Annotated in this window: 17 protein-coding genes; 7 read left to right on the top strand and 10 right to left on the bottom strand. The window is 58.8% G+C overall.

Features of this window, described 5'->3' with window-relative positions; all coding sequences use genetic code 11:
- Positions 1-22 precede the first annotated feature (22 nt).
- From H7850_RS04465 to H7850_RS04455, 3 genes are all read right to left on the bottom strand, one after another.
- Positions 23-3,943 carry an AAA family ATPase gene (locus tag H7850_RS04465; RefSeq protein ID WP_227368183.1) on the bottom strand — a complete coding sequence of 1,307 codons (3,921 nt, stop codon included), beginning with the start codon at positions 3,941-3,943 and terminating at the stop codon, positions 23-25.
- 64 nt (positions 3,944-4,007) lie between these two features.
- Positions 4,008-4,643, bottom strand: a complete 636-nt coding sequence (locus H7850_RS04460) for a tRNA-(ms[2]io[6]A)-hydroxylase (protein WP_227368181.1) — start codon at positions 4,641-4,643, stop codon at positions 4,008-4,010.
- A gap of 9 nt (positions 4,644-4,652) precedes the next feature.
- Positions 4,653-5,093 (bottom strand): DUF1289 domain-containing protein, encoded by a 441-nt coding sequence (locus H7850_RS04455; RefSeq protein WP_227368179.1) that lies wholly within the window; start codon positions 5,091-5,093, stop codon positions 4,653-4,655.
- Between the two features lie 407 nt (positions 5,094-5,500).
- On the opposite strand from H7850_RS04455, the gene acnB reads away from it, so the two are divergent.
- The 4 genes from acnB to H7850_RS04435 all read left to right on the top strand — a co-directional run bounded on the left by acnB (position 5,501) and on the right by H7850_RS04435 (position 11,501).
- Positions 5,501-8,104, top strand: a complete 2,604-nt coding sequence (gene acnB, locus H7850_RS04450) for a bifunctional aconitate hydratase 2/2-methylisocitrate dehydratase (protein WP_227368177.1) — start codon at positions 5,501-5,503, stop codon at positions 8,102-8,104.
- A 249-nt stretch (positions 8,105-8,353) separates the two neighbouring features.
- Positions 8,354-8,953, top strand: coding sequence for a porin family protein (locus H7850_RS04445; RefSeq protein ID WP_227368176.1), 600 nt, complete (start codon positions 8,354-8,356; stop codon positions 8,951-8,953).
- A 140-nt stretch (positions 8,954-9,093) separates the two neighbouring features.
- Positions 9,094-9,582, top strand: coding sequence for a ribonuclease E activity regulator RraA (gene rraA, locus H7850_RS04440; protein ID WP_227368174.1), 489 nt, complete (start codon positions 9,094-9,096; stop codon positions 9,580-9,582).
- Between the two features lie 86 nt (positions 9,583-9,668).
- Positions 9,669-11,501: a glycerophosphodiester phosphodiesterase family protein gene (locus H7850_RS04435; RefSeq protein ID WP_227368172.1), complete on the top strand. Its 1,833-nt coding sequence runs from the start codon at positions 9,669-9,671 to the stop codon at positions 11,499-11,501.
- 67 nt (positions 11,502-11,568) lie between these two features.
- Here the strand turns inward: H7850_RS04435 and ppsA are convergent, their stop codons facing one another.
- On the bottom strand, positions 11,569-13,941 hold the full coding sequence (ppsA, locus tag H7850_RS04430) for a phosphoenolpyruvate synthase (protein WP_227368171.1): 2,373 nt from the start codon (positions 13,939-13,941) through the stop codon (positions 11,569-11,571).
- A gap of 333 nt (positions 13,942-14,274) precedes the next feature.
- On the opposite strand from ppsA, the gene H7850_RS04425 reads away from it, so the two are divergent.
- Positions 14,275-15,108 carry a pyruvate, water dikinase regulatory protein gene (locus tag H7850_RS04425; protein ID WP_227368169.1) on the top strand — a complete coding sequence of 278 codons (834 nt, stop codon included), beginning with the start codon at positions 14,275-14,277 and terminating at the stop codon, positions 15,106-15,108.
- A gap of 4 nt (positions 15,109-15,112) precedes the next feature.
- Here the strand turns inward: H7850_RS04425 and H7850_RS04420 are convergent, their stop codons facing one another.
- The 5 genes from H7850_RS04420 to H7850_RS04400 form a co-directional block, all read right to left on the bottom strand.
- Positions 15,113-16,492 carry an MATE family efflux transporter gene (locus H7850_RS04420; RefSeq protein WP_227368168.1) on the bottom strand — a complete coding sequence of 460 codons (1,380 nt, stop codon included), beginning with the start codon at positions 16,490-16,492 and terminating at the stop codon, positions 15,113-15,115.
- A gap of 94 nt (positions 16,493-16,586) precedes the next feature.
- Entirely contained in the window at positions 16,587-16,976 is a 390-nt protein-coding gene (locus H7850_RS04415) for a rhodanese-like domain-containing protein (RefSeq protein ID WP_227368167.1), read from the bottom strand.
- Positions 16,977-16,995: 19 nt separating this feature from the next.
- On the bottom strand, positions 16,996-17,898 hold the full coding sequence (mmsB, locus tag H7850_RS04410) for a 3-hydroxyisobutyrate dehydrogenase (RefSeq protein WP_227368166.1): 903 nt from the start codon (positions 17,896-17,898) through the stop codon (positions 16,996-16,998).
- 55 nt (positions 17,899-17,953) lie between these two features.
- Positions 17,954-19,063, bottom strand: a complete 1,110-nt coding sequence (locus H7850_RS04405; protein WP_227368165.1) for an enoyl-CoA hydratase/isomerase family protein — start codon at positions 19,061-19,063, stop codon at positions 17,954-17,956.
- 30 nt (positions 19,064-19,093) lie between these two features.
- On the bottom strand, positions 19,094-20,263 hold the full coding sequence (locus H7850_RS04400) for an acyl-CoA dehydrogenase family protein (protein WP_227368164.1): 1,170 nt from the start codon (positions 20,261-20,263) through the stop codon (positions 19,094-19,096).
- A 203-nt stretch (positions 20,264-20,466) separates the two neighbouring features.
- Here H7850_RS04400 and H7850_RS04395 point away from each other — a divergent pair, with 203 nt between their 5' ends.
- Both H7850_RS04395 and H7850_RS04390 read left to right on the top strand, forming a co-directional pair.
- Complete coding sequence (locus H7850_RS04395; RefSeq protein ID WP_227368163.1) at positions 20,467-20,925, top strand: MerR family transcriptional regulator; 459 nt, start codon at positions 20,467-20,469, stop codon at positions 20,923-20,925.
- 66 nt (positions 20,926-20,991) lie between these two features.
- Entirely contained in the window at positions 20,992-22,743 is a 1,752-nt protein-coding gene (locus H7850_RS04390; protein WP_227368162.1) for an AMP-binding protein, read from the top strand.
- 40 nt (positions 22,744-22,783) lie between these two features.
- On the opposite strand, the gene H7850_RS04385 is transcribed toward H7850_RS04390, so the two are convergent.
- Entirely contained in the window at positions 22,784-23,515 is a 732-nt protein-coding gene (locus H7850_RS04385; RefSeq protein ID WP_227368161.1) for an S-methyl-5'-thioinosine phosphorylase, read from the bottom strand.
- Between the last annotated feature and the right edge of the window lie 6 nt (positions 23,516-23,521).

The raw sequence follows: 23,521 nt of genomic DNA, 5'->3' as shown, positions 1-23,521 counted from the left end.
GATGCTACTTGCCTGCGGGCGATCAGACGCTGCGACTGGGATGTCGCTTGCCGGGCAACTCTTGCCGATCGAGCAACAGGCGCCAGCGCATCAATACCGGGGCGTCGGTCTTGTAAACTTCTTCCAGAAGTTGACGGAATTCGTCTCGGGCCTCGCGATCGCCGGGCTCGATACTTTCAAGCCACAGTTCGAGTACAAACAGCAAGTGGTGGATATTGCCATGCTCTCGAGCCACGATCCGAGCCTGCTCCACCAGGCTGCGCACCGAGACGGCGGAACGCTCCCGCTTGAGCCGTACGCTGGCCAGACGCACCGATAGCTCAGGCACATAGAGCGAGTTGCGCTCCCGGGCAACCAGCAGGCACTGATCCAGATAATCTTCGGCCCTGGTCAGCTCATCCAGCGCCAGGCACGCATCCACGTACCATAGATTCGGGCGTTGAAAACGGTCGCGTCCGACCATTTCGGCAAGCTCGTCAAGTCCGCTCTCGATGGCCGCCAGCCCTGCTTGGTCCCCCTGCATCGCCTTGTACCAACCCAACGTACACTGTGCGCTGACGTGCCAAAGATGCAGATCCGCGGTATGAGTCAAGCCAAAGGCACGTTCGGCCCGACTCCCGGCCAGATGAACGTGGCCTAGTTGACGGTAGATGGTGGCGGCGAACATCAACGCCATGGCGAGCGACCCCGGGTGCTTGAGATGCTCAGCCAGTCGAATGGCCGCCTCCACCTGCTGCTCCGCCGCCAGGTAATCACCCCGTAGACACAGCGTCCACCCTTGATAACAGGCGGCTGCAATCTGGGGATGATCGGAAAATGGCAACCACTCGATCATCATCGGCTGATTCAAGGGATCGATCTCATGCAGATGATCATGAGCCTGACGCAGTCGACCGGCCCAGTACTCACAGTGCGCCTGAGCATATTCCGCCAGGCGCCCATAGCGCAGGTCCGGCAGTTGTCGTGCCAGCGTGTTCAAACCCGATGCCAGGGAAAAGGCGTCGGCGTTGGCATAGCGCTGACTGCAACCTACCCAGAGCCCCCAGGTGACCAGGAACCGTTGTTCGAGTTCGGTTTCTTCATCGGCACTGGGGGTCTTTTCAAGCACCTCTCGGGCACGAACGAAACTGTCGTGGGCGGTAGGAGAGCCATGCCCTTCCAGCGCCAGGGCAGCCTGCCCCTTGACGGTGAGAAGACTTATTTCACGCTCTTCCTGCCCCTGTACGCTCTGCAGGCTCTTCAAGCCCGCATCCGCCATGCGCATGGCCATGCGATTGGCGCTTATCTTCAAGGCTTCCCGGGCAGCCAGCTCGAAATAACGCGCACCTCGCGCATGGTAGCCACTTCTATGCAGATGCAGCGCAAAATCGTCGGGATGGCGACTGATATAAATTGGATAGTGCTCTTCGATCAGCGTCACTACCTGCTGGTGAATCGCTTCTCTGATATCCGTCGGGCAAGACAAATAGGCCGCTTCCTGCAGCAAAGGATGGGTAAACTGATAGTCGTACTCGCCTTGCGCAGTGCAGGCTTCGATGATTTCCAGACGCTGCATCTGTTCCAGTGCCAGCTTGAGCCGGGCGTCTTCGACGGGACTGCAATGGCGTAGAAAATCGAGCCGGAATTGACGCCCAAGTACGGCAGCGGCATGAGCCACCGGGCGGTCGCTATCAAGCTGATCGATGCGACTGGCGAGCAGCCCCAGCAACCCTTGAGGAAGCTCATCGATCTGCAGGCTGCGCCCTTCACGGCGATTGGTGTCCAGGCGCCGACACACCTCCTGCAGATAAAGAGGCACCCCTTCGCAGCGCTCGATAATCTGATTACGCAGCCGTGGCGTGAGATGCAAGCGATAGTGCTTGGCCAGATGAACCAATAGCCGCGACGACTGAACCGCATCGAGCTGAGTCAACACGACCTGCTGATCCCAATGCAGTCTGATGGACAGAGGTTCCTGTCCACGCATACTGGCCACAAGAAGGAACGGGCAATTGATGGGTAGCCGCGCCTGCAGGCCTGACAGCACCTTGAGAGAAAGCTCATCGATCCACTGCAGGTCGTCGATCATCAAGACCAGCGGTTTATTTCGGGTGGCATGTTCAATCAGGCGGTGCAGCAAACGAATGACCAGCTCGACGGCTTCGTTGTTGAACTCGCCACCCGGGCCTTTCTGAGCGCTAAGTTCGACCGGGGCCACCTGCAGTGCCTGCTGCAACAACCGATAGTGTTCCACGTCCTCGAGAATCGGTGCATCGACGCTATCGCTCAAAAGTCCCTGCAATATTTCGCTGTGCGCCTCGTCCCCTGCATACCAGCGAAATAACCAGCACGCCACGCCATAGGGCTCTTGCATCGACATGCGGGTCATGGAATGCCAGCAGATAGTAGTATCCTGACTCTGCTCCAGCTGGCGGAACCCTATCAACAAGGCAGATTTACCCATGCCCGAAGCCCCCTGCACCAGCACACTTTGACGCAAACCGATACCGGCGCGCGCAAGTGCATCGCGCAGTTTGCGCAAGGCGTTCTCGCGGCCTATCAGAATCGGCTGCTGGGCTTCACGGCCATTCATGTTGACGCCCAATACCAATGCGCGCAGGCGTACCCTGCCATCACAGGCCATTACCCGGCTCGATAGACGAGGCTGAAGATCGAATGCTGGAGGCATATGTTGACTTGCCACCTGGGAAATCAACAATTCGCTACCGTCAGCGGCACTCATCAGTTCCAACGCACGCTGACTGACCTGCCCAAGCGGATCGACCAGCCGTCGCTCGGGAAGATACACCACGCGTCCGCTATCGAGTCCTGCCGCAAGGTCAAAGGAAGGTTGCGGCGTCTCTTCGGCCCAGTGCCGCGCTACTTCCGCTGGCAAGGCGCGCCGACAGTGTTCATAGAGTGCCACCAACTCGGCCAGCTGGTGCGCTGGCCCATGGGTACCAAAACAGGCGAGCCCCATGCCCCCCGTGACACCGGGTAACCAGAACCCTCCCAAATGATGACACTGCTGCTCGAGCCACTGCAGCAACTCGATCTGTAGCGTCAAACAGGCCCGCACCTCAGGACGCTGATCGCGCTCGTCCTTGAGGCGCAGCCGGATCGCCATGACTGATAGCTGACGCTGCTCGATTTCGTCGTCACGCAGTGGTTCGCCTCCCGACTCGAGGGGGCGTACGTAAGCGGTTTGAGACGAGGGTCGCTGCACATCGCCTTTGCCATTGGTCCAATGCCGGGCAAGATGCAGAATATCCGGATCCGGCTGCTGCCCCGACAGTGCCAACAATTGCAGATAGGCATTGTATTCTTCATGGGCGGCGGCAGGCTGATCCTGATCGATCAACTGATGCATCAGTCGTTCGTGGAATGGGGCATAGCCGGAAAAACGGCTAACCAACGTACGCAACAATTCATCGTCGAGTTCACTGGCAGTGGTCAGCACCTTCTCCGCATAGGCAATGACCCGCTGGCGCCATTCGCCGCGAAGACGCACCAACCAACGTTGATAATCGACACATTGGTTGAGCTGCAACTCTTCAGCGATATCACCACGATAAAGTGCCAGTAACTGCTCCAACCCTTGAGTACTGGCAGGCTCGGCCAGCAGCTGTTCGACCTGGTGCAGGTCTAGGCGCCATTGCCGGGGTAGCGCAAAGGCAATGGTCTGGCGCGTCACCATCAATACCTGATCAGCCTCGTCACCTAGACTCTGACGTAGACAATGCAGCGCATGACGCAGATTGGTGCGCCCTGAAGAAAGCCCCTGATCGGGCCATAACAACTCCGCCAACGTCGCACGATTGACCTGCTGTTCATTGAGCAGCAGATAGATCAGCAACGCCTTGACCTTGTCATAGCTGAACTGTGTCAACACATCGTCACCGACGCCTAGCGAGAAGTGGCCGAACAGTGTCAACTCGGTTGTGGCGGATATATCGCGTCTCATTGTTATGGTTTCCTACAGTGTCGTGATGCCAGCGTGCCATGGCTCGCCGCCGGACAAGTCACTTTCAGGCGGCCATCGGCAAGCCGCTATGAAAGCGGAAAACGGGGTCCGGCGCCTTGATCAACGCTCGCTCGTGTTCGGCAAAAAAAGCGATGCGCTCTTCTATGGGCTCGCCTGCGTAGTGCCGGGCCAGCATCAGATAATCTTCGTAGTGGCGCCCTTCCGACTTCACCAATCCGCGATAGAACCTGGCCAGCTCATCGTCCAGGTGCGGTATCAGGCAGGCGAAACGTTCGCAGCTTCGCGCCTCGATGAAGGCTCCCACGATCAATACGTCGATCAACCGCTGCGGGTCGTCCCGGCGCACCCACTCACGCAATCCCCCGGCATAACGGGATGCGCCGATATGTCGATAAACCACACCCCGCTCTTCCATGAGCTTGACGACCTGCTCGAAGTGCAAGAGCTCTTCCCGGGCGAGCTGCGACATCTTGGTCAGCAACAACGGATGTTCGACATAGCGATACATCAGGCTCATCGCCGTGGACGCAGCCTTCTTCTCGCACTGCGCATGATCGATCAGCAGTAGATCCGGATTGGCAAGCGCCGCTTCGACCCAGGCCTCGGGAGTCGTACAAGGCAAGAATGCCAGCAGCTCTGCAGGCAATAACGTGGCAGTGGATTCAGACGTTGTTTTCATCATCTCGGATCAATCGAGCTCCAGGGTCAGGCGGCGGGATTCAGCGCACTCGAGCAACGCACGCGTAATAGCCTCATGCAGTTCATCGGCGGAAAGTCGCAACCCTTTACCCAAAGGCTGCAAACCATAACGGGAAAGATCGCGAATACGTGTACGCCCTACACGCAATAATTCGATGGCTCGAGACAGCGATGGCTGGTCGTCACGAAAGCGAATGCGATGACGTTCGAGCTGACGTTGCAACAACCCGGCATCCAGAACCTCAAGGAAATCACCCGCGACGCGGGCGCGTAGCGCATCCAGTTCGGCCATGCGGGCACGACGCTGTTCGTCGGCATATCCGAACCAGTTGCGAATTTCGCTCTCTGTGCGCTGACAGCCCCGGCATACGGGGTCCCCAAGGGTGGTGGAGCAGAGTCCAACGCAGGGCGAAACGATAGCTTGTCCCATGGCATCCTCCTCGGTAGCTCATAGTAGCGCGCCACACCTTGACCAGCGACCGACAAAAAAGCAAAAAGCATGATTCCAAGCTAAACCAAAGTTGAATTAGCTAGGAATGCGTCTCTCTTAACATTGTCGACAATTTCACGTACTATCCGCTCGCCCAACTGCGAAACCCATGCAAGCGCCTGACCCGCGCTGACGGCGCCCCACCGTCGTGGTTTCGCTTGGAGCCTGCTCAGGATCTAGCGAGTTGGAATCGAACAAAACGAAGTCAAGTGAAGAAAGCACCGGGCTCGCGCTCGAGTTTACTCAAATAAACGAGCATTCTGAGCTGGTTTCAACGAGGTTTGACCGACACGCTGCAGATTCTTGGCAGGTTCGTAGGGTTTCCGACCACTAAAAAGGATCCCACCGTGCTTGAAGCCTATCGTCACCATGCCAAGGAGCGTGCCGCCGACGGCGTGCCGCCCAAGCCGCTGAATGCCGAGCAGACAATTGCGTTGATCGAACTGCTTGAATCGCCAACTCCGGGAGAAGAGCAGTTCTTGCTGGAACTGATCACCGATCGTGTGCCTCCGGGTGTCGATGAAGCCGCTTATATCAAGGCGGGATTCCTGAGCGCCATTGCCAAGGGTGAAACCGAGTCGCCGTTGATCGACAAGATCCATGCGGTCAAGCTGCTGGGCACCATGCAGGGCGGCTACAACATCACGACCCTGGTGGAACTGCTGGACGACGACGTGCTCGCCAAGGAAGCCGGCGAACAGCTCAAGCACACCCTGCTGATGTTCGATGCCTTTCATGACGTAGCCGAGCGTGCCAAGACAGGCAATGCGATTGCCAAGGATGTTCTCCAATCCTGGGCCGAGGCCGAATGGTTTCTGGCCAAGCCGGCGCTAGCGGAAAAAATCACACTGGCAGTCTTCAAGGTACCCGGCGAAACCAATACCGACGATCTATCGCCGGCCCCGGATGCCTGGTCGCGCCCGGACATTCCACTGCACGCCAACGCCATGCTCAAGAATCCACGGGAGGGCATCGAGCCAATCGAGCCGGGCACCAAGGGACCGCTTGAGCAGATCGAGGCAGTCAAGGCCAAGGGCTATCCGGTTGCCTATGTCGGTGACGTGGTCGGCACCGGTTCTTCGCGCAAGTCCGCCACCAATTCGGTGCTGTGGTTCTTCGGCGACGACATTCCGTTCGTCCCCAACAAGCGCGCCGGTGGCTTCTGTTTCGGCGGCAAGATCGCGCCGATCTTCTTCAACACCATGGAAGATGCCGGCGCCCTGCCCGTCGAAATGGACGTTTCCAAGATGGCCATGGGGGATGTCATCGACGTCTACCCTTATGAAGGCAAGGTCTGCAGGCACGATACCGACGAACTGCTGAGTACGTTTGAGCTCAAGACTCGCGTGATTCTCGACGAAGTGCGTGCCGGCGGACGCATTCCATTGATCATCGGTCGTGGCCTGACAGACAAGGCACGCAGCGAACTCGGCCTGGGGCCCTCCGAAGTGTTCAAGACCCCGGAGCAGCCCGCCGATACCGGCAAGGGATTTACCCTGGCCCAGAAGATGGTGGGCAAGGCTTGCGGCATGGAGGGTGTGCGCCCTGGCATGTACTGCGAGCCGAAGATGACCACCGTCGGCTCCCAGGATACCACCGGCCCCATGACCCGGGACGAATTGAAGGATCTGGCCTGTCTTGGCTTCCAGGCGGATCTGGTGATGCAGTCGTTCTGCCACACCGCCGCCTACCCAAAGCCCGTGGACGTGGAGACTCACCACACCCTGCCGGATTTCATCATGAATCGCGGCGGCGTTTCGCTGCGCCCGGGGGACGGCATCATCCACTCTTGGCTGAACCGCATGCTGTTGCCGGACACCGTGGGCACCGGGGGCGACTCCCACACCCGTTTCCCCATGGGAATTTCGTTCCCGGCTGGGTCGGGGCTGGTTGCCTTTGCCGCAGCCACCGGCGTCATGCCCCTGGACATGCCGGAGTCGATTCTGGTGCGTTTCAAGGGCGAGCGCCAGCCGGGTATCACCCTGCGGGATCTGGTCCACGCCATTCCGCTGTATGGCATCAAGCAAGGACTGCTCACCGTCGAGAAGTCCGGCAAGAAGAACGCCTTCTCCGGTCGGGTACTGGAAATCGAAGGACTCGAGGACCTCACCGCCGAACAGGCCTTCGAGCTTTCCGATGCTTCCGCGGAACGCAGCGCCGCCGGCTGCACCATTACACTCTCCGAAGAGAGCATCAGTGAGTATCTGACTTCGAACGTCACCCTGCTCAAGTGGATGATCGACAATGGCTATGGCGATCGTCGTACGCTGGAGCGTCGCATCCTGGCGATGCAGGAGTGGCTGGCCAATCCAAGCCTGATGCGCGCGGATGCAGATGCTGAATATGCCGAAGTGATCGAGATCGATCTTGCAGACATCACCGAGCCGGTGCTATGTGCCCCCAACGATCCGGACGATGCACGCCTGCTCTCCGACGTGGCCGGTGAGAAGATCGATGAAGTCTTCATTGGCTCCTGCATGACCAACATTGGCCATTTCCGTGCCGCAGGAAAGTTGCTGGAAAAGCAACCAGCAGGTAGTCTTAAGACTCGCCTATGGCTGGCACCGCCTACCAGAATGGATCAGCATCAGTTGACCGAGGAAGGATACTACGGGATATACGGGCGTGCAGGCGCACGGATGGAAATGCCGGGTTGTTCGCTTTGCATGGGCAATCAGGCTCGCGTGGCACCAAAGTCCACCGTGGTCTCCACCTCGACCCGTAATTTCCCCAATCGCTTGGGAGACGGTGCCAATGTCTACCTGGCCTCAGCAGAACTGGCAGCAGTCGCCGCGGTCGTGGGTCGCCTCCCCACGGTCAAGGAGTATCAGGAGTACATGGGTGAGTTCAACGCCATGGCCGGAGAGATCTACCGGTACATGAATTTTCATGAAATCGAGGAGTTTCAGAAGGCAGCCTCAAACGTGATTCCTGTCGCACAGGAAGCATGACCTATCGATTCCGATGCTCGCAACATCGATGGAATCCTTGAGGTTCCGAATCGACCACAGAAGCGCTCCGATGATCGGAGCGCTTTTTTTTATAAAAAATTTGCGTTGTTTGATATCTTCGCACTTGTAACCGAACAGTGTTCGGATTAATTTCGAGCTCAATGACTCAACAATGCTGAACCTGGTTCTCGTCAACGTGTCGTTCGATAATCGCGACGCGGTCTGACTCGACTATTCTGGAGACTACCCATGAAATTCAAGACACTGGTTGCCGCTTCCTGCGCGTCTACCTTGATGATCGCTTTTGCGCCCTCGATACTAGCCGCCCCTAATGCAGACGGTCTGTATTTAGGAATCGGTACGGGTTTCAGTTCGTTGAAAAATAATCGTGGAGAGGTGAGCGACTTCATCTCCGATGGAGTCGAGGACTTCGATCCTGATGACGATGACGACAATGTGTTCAAGGGCTTCGTCGGCTACGAGTTCAACCCCTACTTCGCCACTGAACTGTTCTATGCCGATCTTGGCCGAACCCGCTGGCAGGGAGGCGAAAATGTCAATACTGATCTAGAATCCAGAGCCTATGGGGTGAGTGCAATCGGACAGCTCCCTATCGCCTCCTGGCTCACACTATTTGCCAAGGCCGGTATCGCCAAATGGAATACCGACGTCAAGAGCAATCTAAGTGGCTCGGATATGGATGATCAGGATGGCACCGATCCGGTTTATGGTGTCGGCGCTCAGTTCAACTTCGAGCCGTTTATGGTACGTACCGAGTACGAACGTTACGACTTCGACAACAATTATAAGATCGATACGTTTACTGCCTCTGCAGGTTTCAAATTCTAGGCTCGATACCCATAATCGGTGCAGCGCCGGGGCCAATTCACATCTGCCCCGGCGTTATAGATCCTGAAGCAGTCTCTGAAATAGCCCCTGAAATTCTATAAGCAACAAGTTCACACGGATTTGATCAAAGGAAACCAGCCATGCCTGCCATCGTGACGCCGGATATCTGTGATGCTTACCCAGAGGTTCAGGTGCTCGATCCTCTGTTCGCCAACTTCGGTGCCATCGATGCCTTTTATGGCCCAGTGAAGACCATCAAGTGTTTCGAAGATAATTCCCGGGTCAAGGAAGCGGTGAACGAGCTCGGCGAAGGGGCAGTACTGGTAGTGGACGCCGGCGGCTCGCTGCGCTGTGCCATGCTGGGCGACATGCTCGCTGAAAAGGCCGCTGCCAATGGCTGGGCCGGGATCCTCATGTTCGGCTGTGTGCGGGACGTGGAAGTACTGGCGGAAATCGAACTTGGCGTACAGGCGCTAAGCGCCCACCCGCGGCGTAGTGAAAAGCGCGGCGAAGGGCAGCGCGATATTCCCGTTACCTTTGCCGGGGTTACCATCCACCCTGGGCAGTGGCTGTATGCGGACAACAATGGCGTTCTAATTGCACAAGAGCGTTTGGCGCTAGACGACTGATCCCAGAAAAAATGAAGGCGTCTCAATCTCTGCCCTTGCAAGAGTGAGGTTTGTCATGCCAAGCGCAGAATGAGACGCTCGCTCCCATGTCTGAACAAAATACTCTTACCCTGACGCCGCGCCACTTGCTGAAGGCGGTGGTCGCCTCGTTACGCGAACATTGGCGACCCCTGCTCGCCTTTCACCTGTTCTTCACGCTTCTGGCAACCACCCTGCTGCTGCCTGCCTCCGCGACCGCACTGGCCGCGCTGTTGAAGCGTATCGGACGCCCTGTGTTCACCAACGGTCAGTTGCTCGACATCGCGCTTTCCCCGACAGGTTTGCTGTGGTTGCTGGTCGCCATCGGAGCCACCTTCCTGATCCTGTTTCTGCAACAGGCCGGCATGTTGCTGGTGGCGATGCGCACGGGGGCCAGTCGCTATCGTGCTGCCCTGGAAGCGCTATGGAATGTCGCCCGTCGTTTTCTTGCCATCACTACACTGACGCTGATCCAGGTCGCCACTCATCTGCTGATTGCACTGCCTTTTCTCATCATCCTCGTCGTTCTCTATCAATGGCTGCTCGGCGGCATGGAAAGCTACTACATACTACGGGTCAAACCACGGGAGTGGTGGCTGTTCCTGGCCAGTGGCCTGCCCTTCGTTCTACTTTGGCTGTGGTTCGCGGCACGACTTTATCTGCGCTGGGCTCTGGCCCTGCCGGTATTGATCCTTGAAGGCGTATCGACGCGCCGGGCATTGGCCCGTAGCCACGAGCTGGCAAAAGGAAACAAACGACGCTTGGCGCTGCCGATCGCGCTGCCGGTGCTGATGATCGTTGCCTTGCCGATAGGCATTACCAGTCTGTTCGATGCCTTGATCACCCCATTGCTGGGTTGGCTGCCTGAACGTAGTGCGATATTGATTCCGGCAACCCTTGCCTATCTGACGTTCTATGTTCTGCTGACCCTTGCGGTTACCTTTATCGGCGTAGCGATCAATAGCCTCTTGCTTGCCTGTCTTTATCTACGTTTGGCACAGCAACAGCTCAAGCCTCAAGCACCGCCCGAAGGCAGCTATCCCGCCTGGGTGGCCTGGGGCGCGGAAGCCTTCATTTTAGTCTTGGCGTTAAGCCAGGCAGCCGCGGCGCTCACGAGCTTCGAGATTCGTGATCGTGTCGCTATTACTGCTCATCGTGGTAACTCATTCAAGGCGCCGGAAAATACCCTGGCGGCGTTCGAGCAGGCCATCGAAGACGGGGCCGATTACATCGAGTTCGATGTGCGCCTGACGCAAGACAACGAAGTCGTGGTTTCTCATGATAACAACCTTCGTCGTCTGACAGCCCTCAATCGCCCGCTGTCCGAGATGACCCTGGAAGAAGCACAACTGGTTGATGTCGGCAGCTGGTTCGGGGATGTATTTGTCGATACGCGGATTCCCACCCTTGATGAAGTCATTAATCTGGCTAGAGGCCGCATCAAGCTTTATGTAGAACTCAAGCCCGTTCGAGGGGGTGAAAAGGCGCTTGCCACCGCCGTGATCGACAAGCTATCGGTGGTTCCCGATGACGATGTGATTCTGGCTTCCCTGTCACCCGTCGCGCTTGCCGAGATCAAGCAACTTGCTCCGCAATTGCGTACGGCGCTTTTCGCCCAATTCGTCGTGCGCGGCGGCATGGATAGAGGTTTGTTCGATGCCCTTGGCTTACGCCATAATCGCGTAACGCTGGCCTCCATTAGAACGGCGCAGCGTCACGAATATCAATTGCACACCTGGACGGTGAATGGGCAGTCTGAGATGTCACGACTGATCGACCTGGGAGTCGACAACATCATCACCGACCGACCCGGTCTGCTCGCCGAGGTACTGAACGAGCGAGCGACGCTCAGCGATGGAGAACTGTTGCTGTTAAAGCTGCGTAATTGGTTGCGCTCATAGCAGCATCAACGAAAAAAGCCCGGCAGGTACCACCTTGCCGGGCTTTGTATCTAGCTATGAGGTGCTATCACTCCATGGTCTCACCTGCCAGCATAAACCAGGTCTCGAGCACCGCATCCGGGTTCAACGACACCGAATCGATGCCTTGCTCCATCAACCACTTGGCAAGCTCGGGGTAGTCCGAAGGGCCCTGACCGCAGATGCCCACGTACTTGCCCTGCTTCTTACAGGCGGCGATGGCCATGGCCAGCAGCTTTTTGACCGCCGGGTTACGCTCATCGAACAGGTGGGCAACGATGCCGGAGTCCCGGTCGAGTCCCAGGGTCAGCTGGGTCAGGTCGTTGGAGCCGATGGAGAAGCCGTCGAAGTGCTCGAGGAACTCCTCCGCCAGTAGCGCATTGGCCGGCAGCTCGCACATCATGATGACCTTCAAACCACGCTCGCCACGCTTGAGACCGGCGGTATCGAGCAGCTCGACGACCTCCCGTGCCTCGTCCGTGGTACGCACGAAGGGAATCATGATCTCGACGTTATCCAGCCCCATCTCATCACGCACCCGCTTGATCGCCTGGCACTCCAGCTCGAAACACGGGCGGAAGGACTCGGAGATGTAGCGCGAGGCACCGCGGAAGCCCAGCATCGGGTTCTCTTCCCCGGGCTCGTAGAGCTTGCCGCCGATTAGGTTCTCGTACTCGTTGGACTTGAAATCCGACATGCGCACGATGACCCGCTTGGGATAGAACGCCGCCGCCAGGGTCGAAATACCCTCTACCAGCTTGTCGACATAGAAGCTCACCGGGTCGTTGTAACCGGCGGTACGCGCATCGATGACCTGCTGCAGATCCGTGGGTAGCGTGGCGTAGTCCAGCAATGCCTTGGGATGCACCCCGATCATGCGGTTGATGATGAACTCCAACCGCGCCAGCCCTACACCGGCGTTCGGCAGCGAGGCGAAATTGAAGGCACGATCCGGGTTACCCACGTTCATCATGATCTTGAAGGGAATATCCGGCATCGCATCGACACTCGACGTCTTGCAGTCGAAGTCGAGCAGACCTTCGTAGACATGGCCGGTGTCACCCTCGGCGCAGGAGACCGTCACCTCCTGGCCGTCGGTGAGTACGCGAGTCGCGTCACCACAGCCCACCACTGCTGCAATGCCCAGTTCCCGGGCGATGATCGCCGCATGACAGGTACGTCCGCCACGATTGGTAACGATGGCGGAGGCACGCTTCATCACCGGCTCCCAGTCCGGGTCGGTCATATCCGTGACCAGAATGTCGCCGGGGTTGACCTTGTCCATCTGCTCCGGGGTCTCGATGATCTTGACCACGCCTCGCCCGATGCGCTGACCGATGGCGCGGCCGGATACCACCAAGCGGCCTTTTTCCTTGAGCTGGAAACGCTCGAGCTTGCCGCCTTCTTGATTGGAGACCACGGTTTCAGGACGCGCCTGAACGATGTAGAGCTTGCCGTCATCACCATCCCGGGCCCATTCGATATCCATGGGGCGGCCATAGTGCTGCTCGATGGTCATCGCCTGACGTGCCAGGGCCATGACGTCGTCGTCGTCGAGACAAAAGCGCATCCGATCCGCCGCCGGTACATCGATGGTCTGCACCGAACGTCCGGCGGAGGCCTCGTCGGTGTAGGTCATCTTGATCAGCTTGGAACCGAGGGTGCGACGCAGTACGGCAGGGCGCCCCGCCGCAAGAGTCGACTTGTGCACGTAGAACTCGTCCGGGTTGACTGCCCCCTGAACCACGGTTTCACCCAACCCCCAGGAGCCAGTCACGAACACCGCGTCGCGATAACCGGACTCGGTATCCAGGGTGAACATGACGCCGGCAGCGCCCGTTTCGGAACGCACCATCTTCTGGATGCCCGCGGACAGCGCGACCAGCGCATGATCGAAGCCTTGATGCACGCGATAGGAGATCGCACGATCGTTGAACAGCGAGGCAAACACTTCATGCACGGCGCGCTTGACGTTATCGAAGCCTTCGATGTTGAGGAAGGTCTCCTGCTGGCCGGCAAAGGAGGCATCCGGCAAGTCTTCTGCTGTCGCCGAGGAGCGAACCGCCACCTTGAGATTTTCGTGACGAGATTCGAGTTCGCGATAGCTCTCCTGCAAGGCCTTCTCGAAAGCCGGCGGCAGCGGCGTATCGATGACCCACTGGCGAATTTCTGCACCAACCCGGGCCAATTCCTTGACGTCATCCACGTCAAGACGATTCAAAGCGTCGTTTATACGCTCGTTGAGACCTTCGTGGGCCAGGAACTCGCGGTAGGCAAAAGCAGTGGTGGCGAAGCCCCCGGGCACAGTGACCCCCGCATCCGCTAGATTGGAGATCATTTCGCCCAGCGAGGCGTTCTTGCCCCCTACCCGCTCGACATCGTTCATGCCGAGACGATCGAACCATTCGATATATTGTTCCAAGAGACCCCCTAGGTCGTTATGCAAAGGATAACGCCTGCGCTGCTGGCTGTATCATCGCTAATCACTATATTGATACATAAATTTACATATAGCAACACACGCTTTTCTAGATGCTGCGTACCCTAGCAAATCGGAAGTACTATTCACCATTAGTCTAATAGAGAAGTCACTGGAGTATTTTTACAACACTCGCCTCCTTTGCCGGTTTTCCTGTAGTCACTTGCTAGCAAAACGACGAGAAAATCCTCGAGAGTCAGGGAAAGCGATTGTGGCGTTGGTGGCGAACCGGGACAATACATTGCATATCATCCAGCATCGTCAAGAGGATACGCCATGCCGCGCACCGCCTTCTTTATCTCCGATGGAACCGGCATCACCGCCGAAACCCTGGGCCGCAGCCTGCTGGCCCAGTTCGAGAACGTCGAGATCACCATGGTGACCAAACCCTATATCGATTCGACGGAGAAGGCGCATAACCTGGCCACGGTAATCGAAGCTACTGCTGCTCGGGACGGCGAGAAACCGATCATCATCGATACCATCGTCGATGAGTCGATTCGCGAAGTGATCTCCCAGGCGCAAGGCTTCAAGGTGGATATCTTCACTACCTTCCTCGCTCCCCTGGAAGAGGAGTTGCATACCCACTCCTCCTACTCCGTGGGCCGTACCCACGCCATCGGCAAGGACGAAGTCTACATGCATCGCATCGACTCGGTGCATTTTGCCCTGGACAACGACGACGGCGCCCGGGTACATCAGTATGACAAGGCGGATATCATCCTTGTGGGGGTTTCTCGCTGCGGCAAGACGCCTACCTCGCTTTACCTGGCACTGCAGTTCGGCATCCGTGCCGCAAACTACCCGCTTACCGATGACGATCTCGATGAGGATGGCACTCTCAAGATGCCCAAGGCGCTGGCGCCCCATCGTCACAAGCTATTCGGACTTACCATCAACTCCCGGAGGTTATCGGCCATTCGCAGCGAGCGCCGGCCCAATAGCCGCTACTGCTCCATCGATCAGTGCCTGCAGGAGGTACAGCAGGCGGAGGCGCTGTACCGGCGCTATCATGTGCCCTTCATCGACACGACACGCTTTTCCATCGAGGAAATTTCGACCCGCATGATCGCGGAGACGGGATTGCAGCGGCGGTTCAGCCCTCGCTAACGGCTCACACCTTCAGCCGCCGGCGCAGCGTGCTCCGCATCTGATGCCAGGAGATCACCGCCATGATCAGATTGGCGAACATCATGCCGAAAAAGATGCCTAGCGGACCCTGCAAGTAGCCTCCGAGCCAGGCCAGGGGTACGAAGAGCACGAACAGGCGCACCACCGAAAGCTCCAGGGCGCGTCGAGGCTGATGCAGCGCATTGAAGGACGAGTTGGCCAGGATTACCACGCCCTGTGCGCCCAGGCCTAACGGCACCCACCATAAGAACAACCGCAGCACGTCACCCACCTCGGGGTTCTGCGCATAGCTGCTGGTCAGCCAAGGCGCCAGCAACTGCAGCACGCCCCATATAATGAGCTGCCAGACGAGCACGAAAACGAAACAGCCTAAAATCGCCTGCTTGACCCGTTCGGGCTGATCGGCGCCATGGTTCTGGCTGACAAATGGCGATAGCGTCATCGATAGCGACAGCACGGCAATCTGGGCGATGGCGTCGATGCGAGTGCCGACCCCGAAGGCCGCTACCGCCGCATGGCCGTAATCCGCAACGATGCGGGTCACCAGCGCCATGGCGATAGGGGTAAAGACGCTGGTGATGGCCGCCGGCAGTGCGATCTTGCCCAATTCCCGCCAGGACTCGATCAGCGCAGCGAGCTTGAAGCCGCCAAAGTCCATCATCCTGCGCAAGTCGTGCTGGGCGAACAGCGCCAGGGTCATGGCGGCCCAACTGATGACCGTGGCCAGGGCCGCGCCACTCACCCCAAGTGCCGGTACCGGCCCCAGCCCGAAAATCAACACAGGGTCGAGCAGCGCGTTGAGCAGTGCCGCACCGCCCATCATCATGCCCGGCACCAGCGTATTGCCCTGAGCTCGCAATACGCTACTCAGCACCCGGGGCGCGATGACGAACGCCGCGCCCAGGTACCAGACGTTCATGTAGTCACGAATATAAGGCATCAAGGCCTGATCGGCGCCCAGAGCCGTGAACAGCGGCACGACACTCGCCCGGCCCGCCAATGTCACCACCACGCCCACCAGCAGCGCCATCAGGAAAGCATCCGTGGCGCGTCGGCGTACGGTTTCCACCTCGCCACGGCCCAGGCGTCTGGCCACCACCGCCGACGTGCCAATGGCCATGCCGATCGCCAGACTGATGGCGGCAAAGGAGACCGGAAAGGTAAAGGAAACCGCTGCCAGGGGCTGGGTACCCAGTCGCGCAATGAACCAGGCATCCACCAGGTTGAACAGCATCATCGCAATCGAGCCCGCTACTACCGGTAGCGATTTCTTTACCAAGGTGGAAGCGATCGGCCCCGTCAAAAGCGGATTGGTAGACGCTATCGAAGAGGAAGAATCACCGGGCTGAGCGGAAGAACGCATGCATACTCTCTAAAATGCAGACATACAAAGCCGCCATTTTGCCCGGCGCGAGGCTTTATCCCAACCGATCTCAGTCTTTTCCAGACTCAAGGGTTCACTTTTCGATGGGACCCTCGGCTTCGCGCCAGGCCGTGAACCCACCCCCCACATGACAGATCGGCCCAAAGCCCATGCGCTGCAACTGCTGAGTCGCCAGGGCCGAGCGCTGACCCTTGGCACAGAACAGCACGTAGCGATCGTCTCGGGCGAAAACCTCGCGATGATAGGGCGACTCCGGATCGATCCAGAACTCGAGCATGCCGCGTGGGGCATGTACCGCGCCGGGCACCCGCCCTTCTTTATCTAGTTCCCGTATATCCCGAATATCGACAAAGGTCACCCCGGGCTGATCATGCAGGGCCAGAGCTTCTTCGGCGGTCAGGGTTTCGATCTCGGTTTCCGCCTCGGCGACCAGCTCGGCAACACGCTTGCTCAGTGGTTTCATCGTCTTCTTGCTCCTTGTCTCACGACTCCTCGCCGGCGCGATAGAAACGCTGAATGCTGGAGAAATCGAGCCGACCATTGCCTTGGGCGGCATGCTGCACGTACAGGTTGCGCGCCTGGGACCCCATGGGTACCGCTGCCTTGGATTCCAGGGCCATTTGCCAGGCAAGGCCCAGATCCTTGGTCATCAAGTCGACCAGAAAGCCGCCCTGATAGTCGTTGGAGGCCGGCGCATTCTCCATCACATCGGGCCAGGGGTTATACACGTTGAGCGCCCAATTGCCGCCGGAACTCTGCTTCATGATCTCAGACAGTACCGCCGGATCGAGACCGTTTTTAACGCCCAGTGACAGGGCCTCGGCGGTGCCGCTCATGAGAATACTCAGCAGCATGTTGTTGCAGATTTTGGCCACTTGCCCCGCGCCACTCCCACCAGCATGAAAGACATTCTTGCCCATCGCCTCGAGTACCGGCTTGGCCTGCTCGAAACCGGCCTCGTGTCCCCCGACGATGAAGGTCAAGGTGCCCGCCTTGGCGCCACCCACGCCCCCGGAGACCGGCGCATCGAGATAACTCAGACCACGTTCGCGAGCTGCCTCGGCGACCAGGCGAGCATCCTCTGGAGCGATGGTCGAGGCATCGACGATCAAGGGTTTTCCGTCAAGTGCATCGAGCAATCCCGGCTGATCCTGCTGACCGAGATAAAGCCCTTTCACATGAGCACCGGCGGGCAGCATCGACACAATCACCTCGGCACCGCGAGCCGCTTCCGCCGCGGAAGCGCCACTTTTCGCGCCGGCAGTTTTCAGCGTCTGGATGGCAGACTCGACTAGATCAAAAACCACGACCTCGTGGCCGGCGTTGACCAGATTGATGGCCATGGGCGTGCCCATGTTGCCCAAACCGATAAAGGCGATTTGCATGGCGATCTCCTTGTGACAATCTTGCGACATCAGTGTTGTTGGCGTTGAACGGGGCTCAGATATCCCGCAACGGATGCGTTTGCGACGACCACAGCGGGCTCAAGAAATCTTCGATGTCACGTTCCGGCACACTGGCCACATCCGCATGGGACCATCGTGGATTCTTGTCCTTGTCGACCAGTAAGGCCCGCACTCCCTCGGCGAGCTCCCCATGGCGACAGCACTGCACCGACAGGTTGAGTTCGTCACGGAAAGCGTCCGCCAAACTGGCATGGCGATGACGCGCCAGCATGCGCCAGACCAGATGCGCGCTCATCGGACACCCCACAGCCAGGCGCTGACGGTTGGCCGCCAGCCATTCGTCGTCCGTGGCATCGTCGAGAATACGCGTGACCGCTTCATTGACCGTCGCGGCATCGACCAGGGATTGAATCTTGTCGAGACGAGGCGTCACCTGGGCTTGAGGCGCTTCACCCCGGGCTTCGAAATCGCGCAGTACGTTGCGCAGGCCGGTTTCCGGTGCGCCGAGATCCGCATCCACCAGAGCATCGAGCACGTCCTGGCGCCGGGCATGCGGTATCAGGCGATCCGCCAGCCCCAGATCGAGGGCGTCCCGGGCGTTGAGTTGCGCGCCAGTCAGGCCCAGATAGGCGCCTACGCCGGGGGGCATACGGTTCAAGAACCAGCTGGCGCCGATATCCGGGTACAACCCGATGGTGATTTCCGGCATGGCGATGCGGGTGGACTCGGTGGCTACCCGCTGACCACCACCCGCCATCAGGCCCAGGCCACCGCCCATGACGATGCCGTTGCCCCACACGACCAGCGGCTTGGGATAGGCATGGATCTTGTAGTCGAGTCGATATTCCGCGGTGAAGTAGCTCTCGGCGAAGGCGCCTGCCTCATCCACATGCTCCGCCTCGGTCATGGCGCGATACAGCGCCACCACATCGCCACCGGCGCATAGCGCCTTGTCGCCGGCGCCTTCGAGCCATACGACCTTGATCCGGTCGTCCTCGGCCCAGGCATCGAGCTTGGCGGTCAGCTGCTCGATCATTTCCAGGGACAGCGCATTGAGTGCCTTGGGAGCATTGAGGGTGGCGACGGCAACAACGCCGCCATCGCGAGTCGTTAGCTCATTGAACAGGACGAAGGGTTCAGACATACACAATGCTTCCTTGCCGGGATAATGGGTTCATTGCTGCAGGGCATCTATAGCGCCCTCCGCAAACAGGCGGCGGGCGGTGATCAAGCGCATGATCTCGTTGGTGCCCTCGAGGATCTGGTGCACGCGAGTATCCCGCACCAGACGCTCCAGGGGATACTCCTTGATATAACCGTAGCCACCGTGCAGCTGCAGGGCTTCGTTGCACACGTTGAAGCCGATGTCCGTCGCCAGACGTTTGGCCATGGCACAGTGCGCCGACGCCTGAGGATCGTTTTGATCCAGCCGCCAGGCCGCGTGACGCACCATCAGACGTGCGCTGGTAAGCTCGGTGGCCATGTCGGCGAACTTGAACTGTAGGGCCTGAAACGATGCCAGGGCGCTGCCGAACTGCTTGCGTTCGTGCAGGTATTCCCGAGACAGGGACAAGGCGTGCTGAGCGGCCCCCAGGGAACAGCTGGCGATGTTCAGGCGCCCGCCGTCGAGACCTTTCATGGCAAGCTTGAAGCCTTCGCCCTCTTCGGCAAGTCGATGGGTCGCCGGCACCCGCACGCCGTCGAAGCTGACCAGCCGGGTCGGCTGGCTCTTCCAGCCCATCTTGTCTTCGTTCTTGCCGTATTCGATCCCGGCACTGTCCGCGGGAACCGCAAAGGCCGTCACGCCGCCGGCGCCGGAATCCGGCTCGCCGGTGCGGGCCATGACCACCAGCATGTCGGTTTCTCCGGCGCCGGAGATGAACATCTTGCTGCCGGAAATCACGTACTCGTCGCCTTCTCGCACCGCCTTGGTGCGCAGATTGGCGGCATCCGAACCGGAACCGGGTTCCGTCAGGCAATAGGACGCCAGGCGCTCGCCGCTGATCAGGGCGGGCAGCCAGGCTTCATGCAAGATTTGCCCGCCCCAGTTGGCGATCATCCAACTGGCCATATTGTGGATGGTCAGGTAAGCAGTGGTGGAAATACAGCCTTGGGCCAGCTGTTCGAAGATCAGCGAAGCATCGAGTCGGGATAAGCCCAGCCCACCATGATCCTCATCGATATAGATCGCCAGGAACCCCGCGTCGCCGGCGCGCTTGATTACGTCCACGGGAAAATAAGAGGTTGCGTCCCATTCAGCGGCATGTGGGGCGAGTTCGACCCGGGCAAAATCCGCAGCGGCCTGCTGCAGTGCGCGCTGGTCTTCGTTTAAGGCAAAATCCATGGCAGCCTCCCTGACGTAAGAAAATGTTAACCAGTACAGGCAAATTCAAAACAAGAATTGCATCATCCCTACAACCTAGCATTTGTCGGCAGCCATGAAAGCTATCGCTTGGTCTACTTTACGTTAACGTCAAGCTGATCTAGCCTAGCCCCACCGGGAAAACAATGGCGATAACCCGTCATCCATAATTAAAGGATAGCAGCATGTCCGAGTTGTCCCCGCGCGATTCCATTCGGCACGGCTTTGGCCAGCGGCGCTCATTATCGCGACGCCAGTATACGATCGGCGAACTCGCCAAGATTTTCGAGGTAACACCTCGCACCATTCGTTTTTACGAACAGGAAGGATTGCTGACACCGGAGCGTCGCGGCCGTACAAGGGTCTATCATGAAAAGGACCGAGTGCGGTTGAAGCTGACACTGCGGGGTAAGCGCCTGGGGTTTTCTCTGGCGGAAATTCGCGAGGTGGTTCAGCTTTACGATCAAGCCCCGGACGGCGATGAACGCCAGTTGCAACTCCTTCTCGACATACTCGGCGAAAAGCGCGAGGCCATGCAGCAGCAGCTGGAAGACATTCGAATATTGCAACGAGAACTCGACGAGGTCGAAACGCGCTGTCGCGAATCCCTTGCGCTGCTCGAGGAAGCTCGCGGCAAACGTTGAATCGCGGCTTGAGTCGTCTTTGTCATGAACGAGGCATTCCACCGCCAACAACAAGCAGGAAGCACCATGACCCAGCATGCCACTACGTCTACTTTATCGACCAGCTCTTCTCCTGGCTCACGAACTGGTTCTTCGCTCAGCTCTTTGTTTAGTTATGCCTGCGGCATCAGCGAGCTGCCTCTAAAGGGCCAGACCATCGGCGACTGCTTCGATGAGACCGTCGAGCGCTACCCCGAACGGGATGCACTGATCAGCCGGCACCAGCAGTTGCGCTACACCTGGCAAGAATTGCACACCGAGGTCGAACGTGCCGCCCGCGCCCTGCTCGCCATCGGCGTGACCAAGGGGGAGCGCGTCGGCATCTGGGCACCCAACTGCGCCGAGTGGGCGATCACGCAGTTCGCCACGGCGAAGATTGGCGCGGTACTGGTCAATATCAATCCAAGCTATCGTACTCATGAGCTGGAGTACGCCCTGACCCAGTCCGCCACCTCGACCCTGATCCTGCAGGGTGAGTTCAAGACGTCCAACTATGTCGACATGATTGCCGAACTGGCACCTGAGCTTTCCAGCATTTCATCCGAGGCGCTTAATAGCCCACGCCTACCCAACCTGAAGCGTGTCATCTGTCTCAATGCAGCTCTCACCATGCCCGGCATGATGCATTGGGAAACGCTGCTCGAGCAGTCGGACAAGGTTACTTCCGAAGCGCTGGCGGCACTGCAGGCCACCCTGCAGTTCGATGAACCGATCAATATCCAGTACACCTCCGGCACTACCGGCGCTCCCAAGGGCGCGACGCTGTCGCATCACAACATACTCAACAACGGCTTCTTCGTCGCCGAACGCATCAAGCTTACCAGCGAGGACCGCATGGTGATTCCGGTGCCGCTCTATCACTGCTTCGGCATGGTCATGGGCAACCTGGGTTGCATGACCCATGGCGCGGCGATGATCTATCCCGATGAAGGCTTCGATGCCCTGACAACGCTGCAAGCGGTCAGTGAAGAACGCGCCACCGCCCTGTACGGTGTGCCCACCATGTTCATCGCCGAGCTCGAACACCCGGAATTCGAGCGCTTCGATCTAGGCTCGCTGCGTACCGGCATCATGGCCGGCTCGATCTGCCCCATCGAGGTGATGCGCCAGGTCATCGACAAGATGAACATGAAGGAAGTCAGCATCTGCTACGGCATGACCGAGACCAGCCCGGTCAGTCTGCAGACCCAGACCGACGCGCCACTGGAAAAGCGGGTCACCACGGTGGGGACGATTCATCCCCATATCGAAGTCAAGCTGGTCGCCCCTTCCACCGGAGCAGTGGTGCCCGTAGGTGAAAAAGGCGAACTCTGCACCCGAGGCTATAGCGTGATGCTCGGCTACTGGGGCAACGTGGAGGCCACGGACAAGGCCATCGACCCCGCCGGCTGGATGCACACCGGCGATCTCGCGACCATGGACAACGAGGGTTACGCCACCATCGTCGGACGCATCAAGGACATGATCATCCGCGGTGGCGAGAACGTGTACCCCCGAGAGATCGAGGATTTCCTCTACACCCACCCGGCCATTTCCGATGTGCAGGTGATCGGCGTGCCAGATGAGAAGTACGGCGAGGAGATCATGGCCTGGGTCAAGCTGGCCGAGGGTGAAACCCTCGACGAGGAAGGCCTGCGGGATTTCTGCAAGGGCCAGATCGCCTATTATAAGGTCCCGCGCTATGTGAAGTTCGTCGACGCCTTCCCCATGACCGTGACCGGAAAGATCCAGAAGTTCAAGATGCGTGAAGAAGCGACCCATGAGCTGGGTTTGAAATAAAGAGATGAAATAAAGGCCTGAAAAACGGGTCAGGCGCCGATCAGACCTTCAGTAGTGCGCCGATCACTCGCTTGATCCGTTCGATACCTTCATCGAGTGCGGCCTCGATCTCCGACATGGTGATTTCGGCTTCAGTGACACCGGCGGCGGGATTGACTACCAGAGCCAGGCAGGCGTAAGGAAGCATCAGCTCACGAGCCAGCACCGCCTCCGGCATGCCGGTCATGCCCACCAGCCCACAACCGTCCCTCGCCATGCGCGCGATCTCGGCGGCGGTTTCAAGGCGCGGCCCCTGGGTGCAGCCGTAGATACCACCGTTCTCGATCGTTTCACCGGCCTGCCTGCCCGCTGCCACCAGAGTATTACGCAAGCTATTGTCATAGGGCCAGGAAAAATCGATATGCTTCAAGGGGCGGAAGCGTCCATCGAAATAGGTGGACTCGCGCCCAGTGGTGTAATCGATCAGCTGGTTCGGTATTACTAACGCACCAGGCTGAAGCGTGGGATCGATACTCCCCACCGCATTGATGCCGACGATGCGGGTGGCGCCGGCCTGTTTGAGCGCCCACAGATTGGCACGGTAGTTGATCCGATGCGGCGGCAGCTTGTGCGGATGGCCATGGCGAGCCAGGAACAGGATACCCCGCCCCTCCAGCGTGCCCTGCAGCACACCGGTGGACGCCGCGCCCAACGGGGTTTCCACGGAGTGACGCCTAATGACTTCCAGCCCGGTCATTTCGGTCAGGCCAGTCCCACCGATAATCGCCAGCATCGCAAG

Source organism: Halomonas sp. M20 (assembly GCF_020622265.1).
Classification (GTDB): domain Bacteria; phylum Pseudomonadota; class Gammaproteobacteria; order Pseudomonadales; family Halomonadaceae; genus Modicisalibacter.
This window is presented reverse-complemented; position numbering and strand designations above follow the sequence as displayed.

Bases quoted from the DNA above. Each gene is read 5' to 3' on its own strand.
- H7850_RS04465 (WP_227368183.1), bottom strand. From the start codon at position 3,943: ATGAGACGCGATATATCCGCCACAACCGAGTTGACACTGTTCGGCCAC.
- H7850_RS04460 (WP_227368181.1), bottom strand. From the start codon at position 4,643: ATGAAAACAACGTCTGAATCCACTGCCACGTTATTGCCTGCAGAGCTG.
- H7850_RS04455 (WP_227368179.1), bottom strand. From the start codon at position 5,093: ATGGGACAAGCTATCGTTTCGCCCTGCGTTGGACTCTGCTCCACCACC.
- H7850_RS04445 (WP_227368176.1), top strand. From the start codon at position 8,354: ATGAAATTCAAGACACTGGTTGCCGCTTCCTGCGCGTCTACCTTGATG.
- rraA (WP_227368174.1), top strand. From the start codon at position 9,094: ATGCCTGCCATCGTGACGCCGGATATCTGTGATGCTTACCCAGAGGTT.
- H7850_RS04435 (WP_227368172.1), top strand. From the start codon at position 9,669: ATGTCTGAACAAAATACTCTTACCCTGACGCCGCGCCACTTGCTGAAG.
- H7850_RS04425 (WP_227368169.1), top strand. From the start codon at position 14,275: ATGCCGCGCACCGCCTTCTTTATCTCCGATGGAACCGGCATCACCGCC.
- H7850_RS04420 (WP_227368168.1), bottom strand. From the start codon at position 16,492: ATGCGTTCTTCCGCTCAGCCCGGTGATTCTTCCTCTTCGATAGCGTCT.
- H7850_RS04415 (WP_227368167.1), bottom strand. From the start codon at position 16,976: ATGAAACCACTGAGCAAGCGTGTTGCCGAGCTGGTCGCCGAGGCGGAA.
- mmsB (WP_227368166.1), bottom strand. From the start codon at position 17,898: ATGCAAATCGCCTTTATCGGTTTGGGCAACATGGGCACGCCCATGGCC.
- H7850_RS04405 (WP_227368165.1), bottom strand. From the start codon at position 19,063: ATGTCTGAACCCTTCGTCCTGTTCAATGAGCTAACGACTCGCGATGGC.
- H7850_RS04400 (WP_227368164.1), bottom strand. From the start codon at position 20,263: ATGGATTTTGCCTTAAACGAAGACCAGCGCGCACTGCAGCAGGCCGCT.
- H7850_RS04395 (WP_227368163.1), top strand. From the start codon at position 20,467: ATGTCCGAGTTGTCCCCGCGCGATTCCATTCGGCACGGCTTTGGCCAG.
- H7850_RS04390 (WP_227368162.1), top strand. From the start codon at position 20,992: ATGACCCAGCATGCCACTACGTCTACTTTATCGACCAGCTCTTCTCCT.
- H7850_RS04385 (WP_227368161.1), bottom strand. From the start codon at position 23,515: ATGCTGGCGATTATCGGTGGGACTGGCCTGACCGAAATGACCGGGCTG.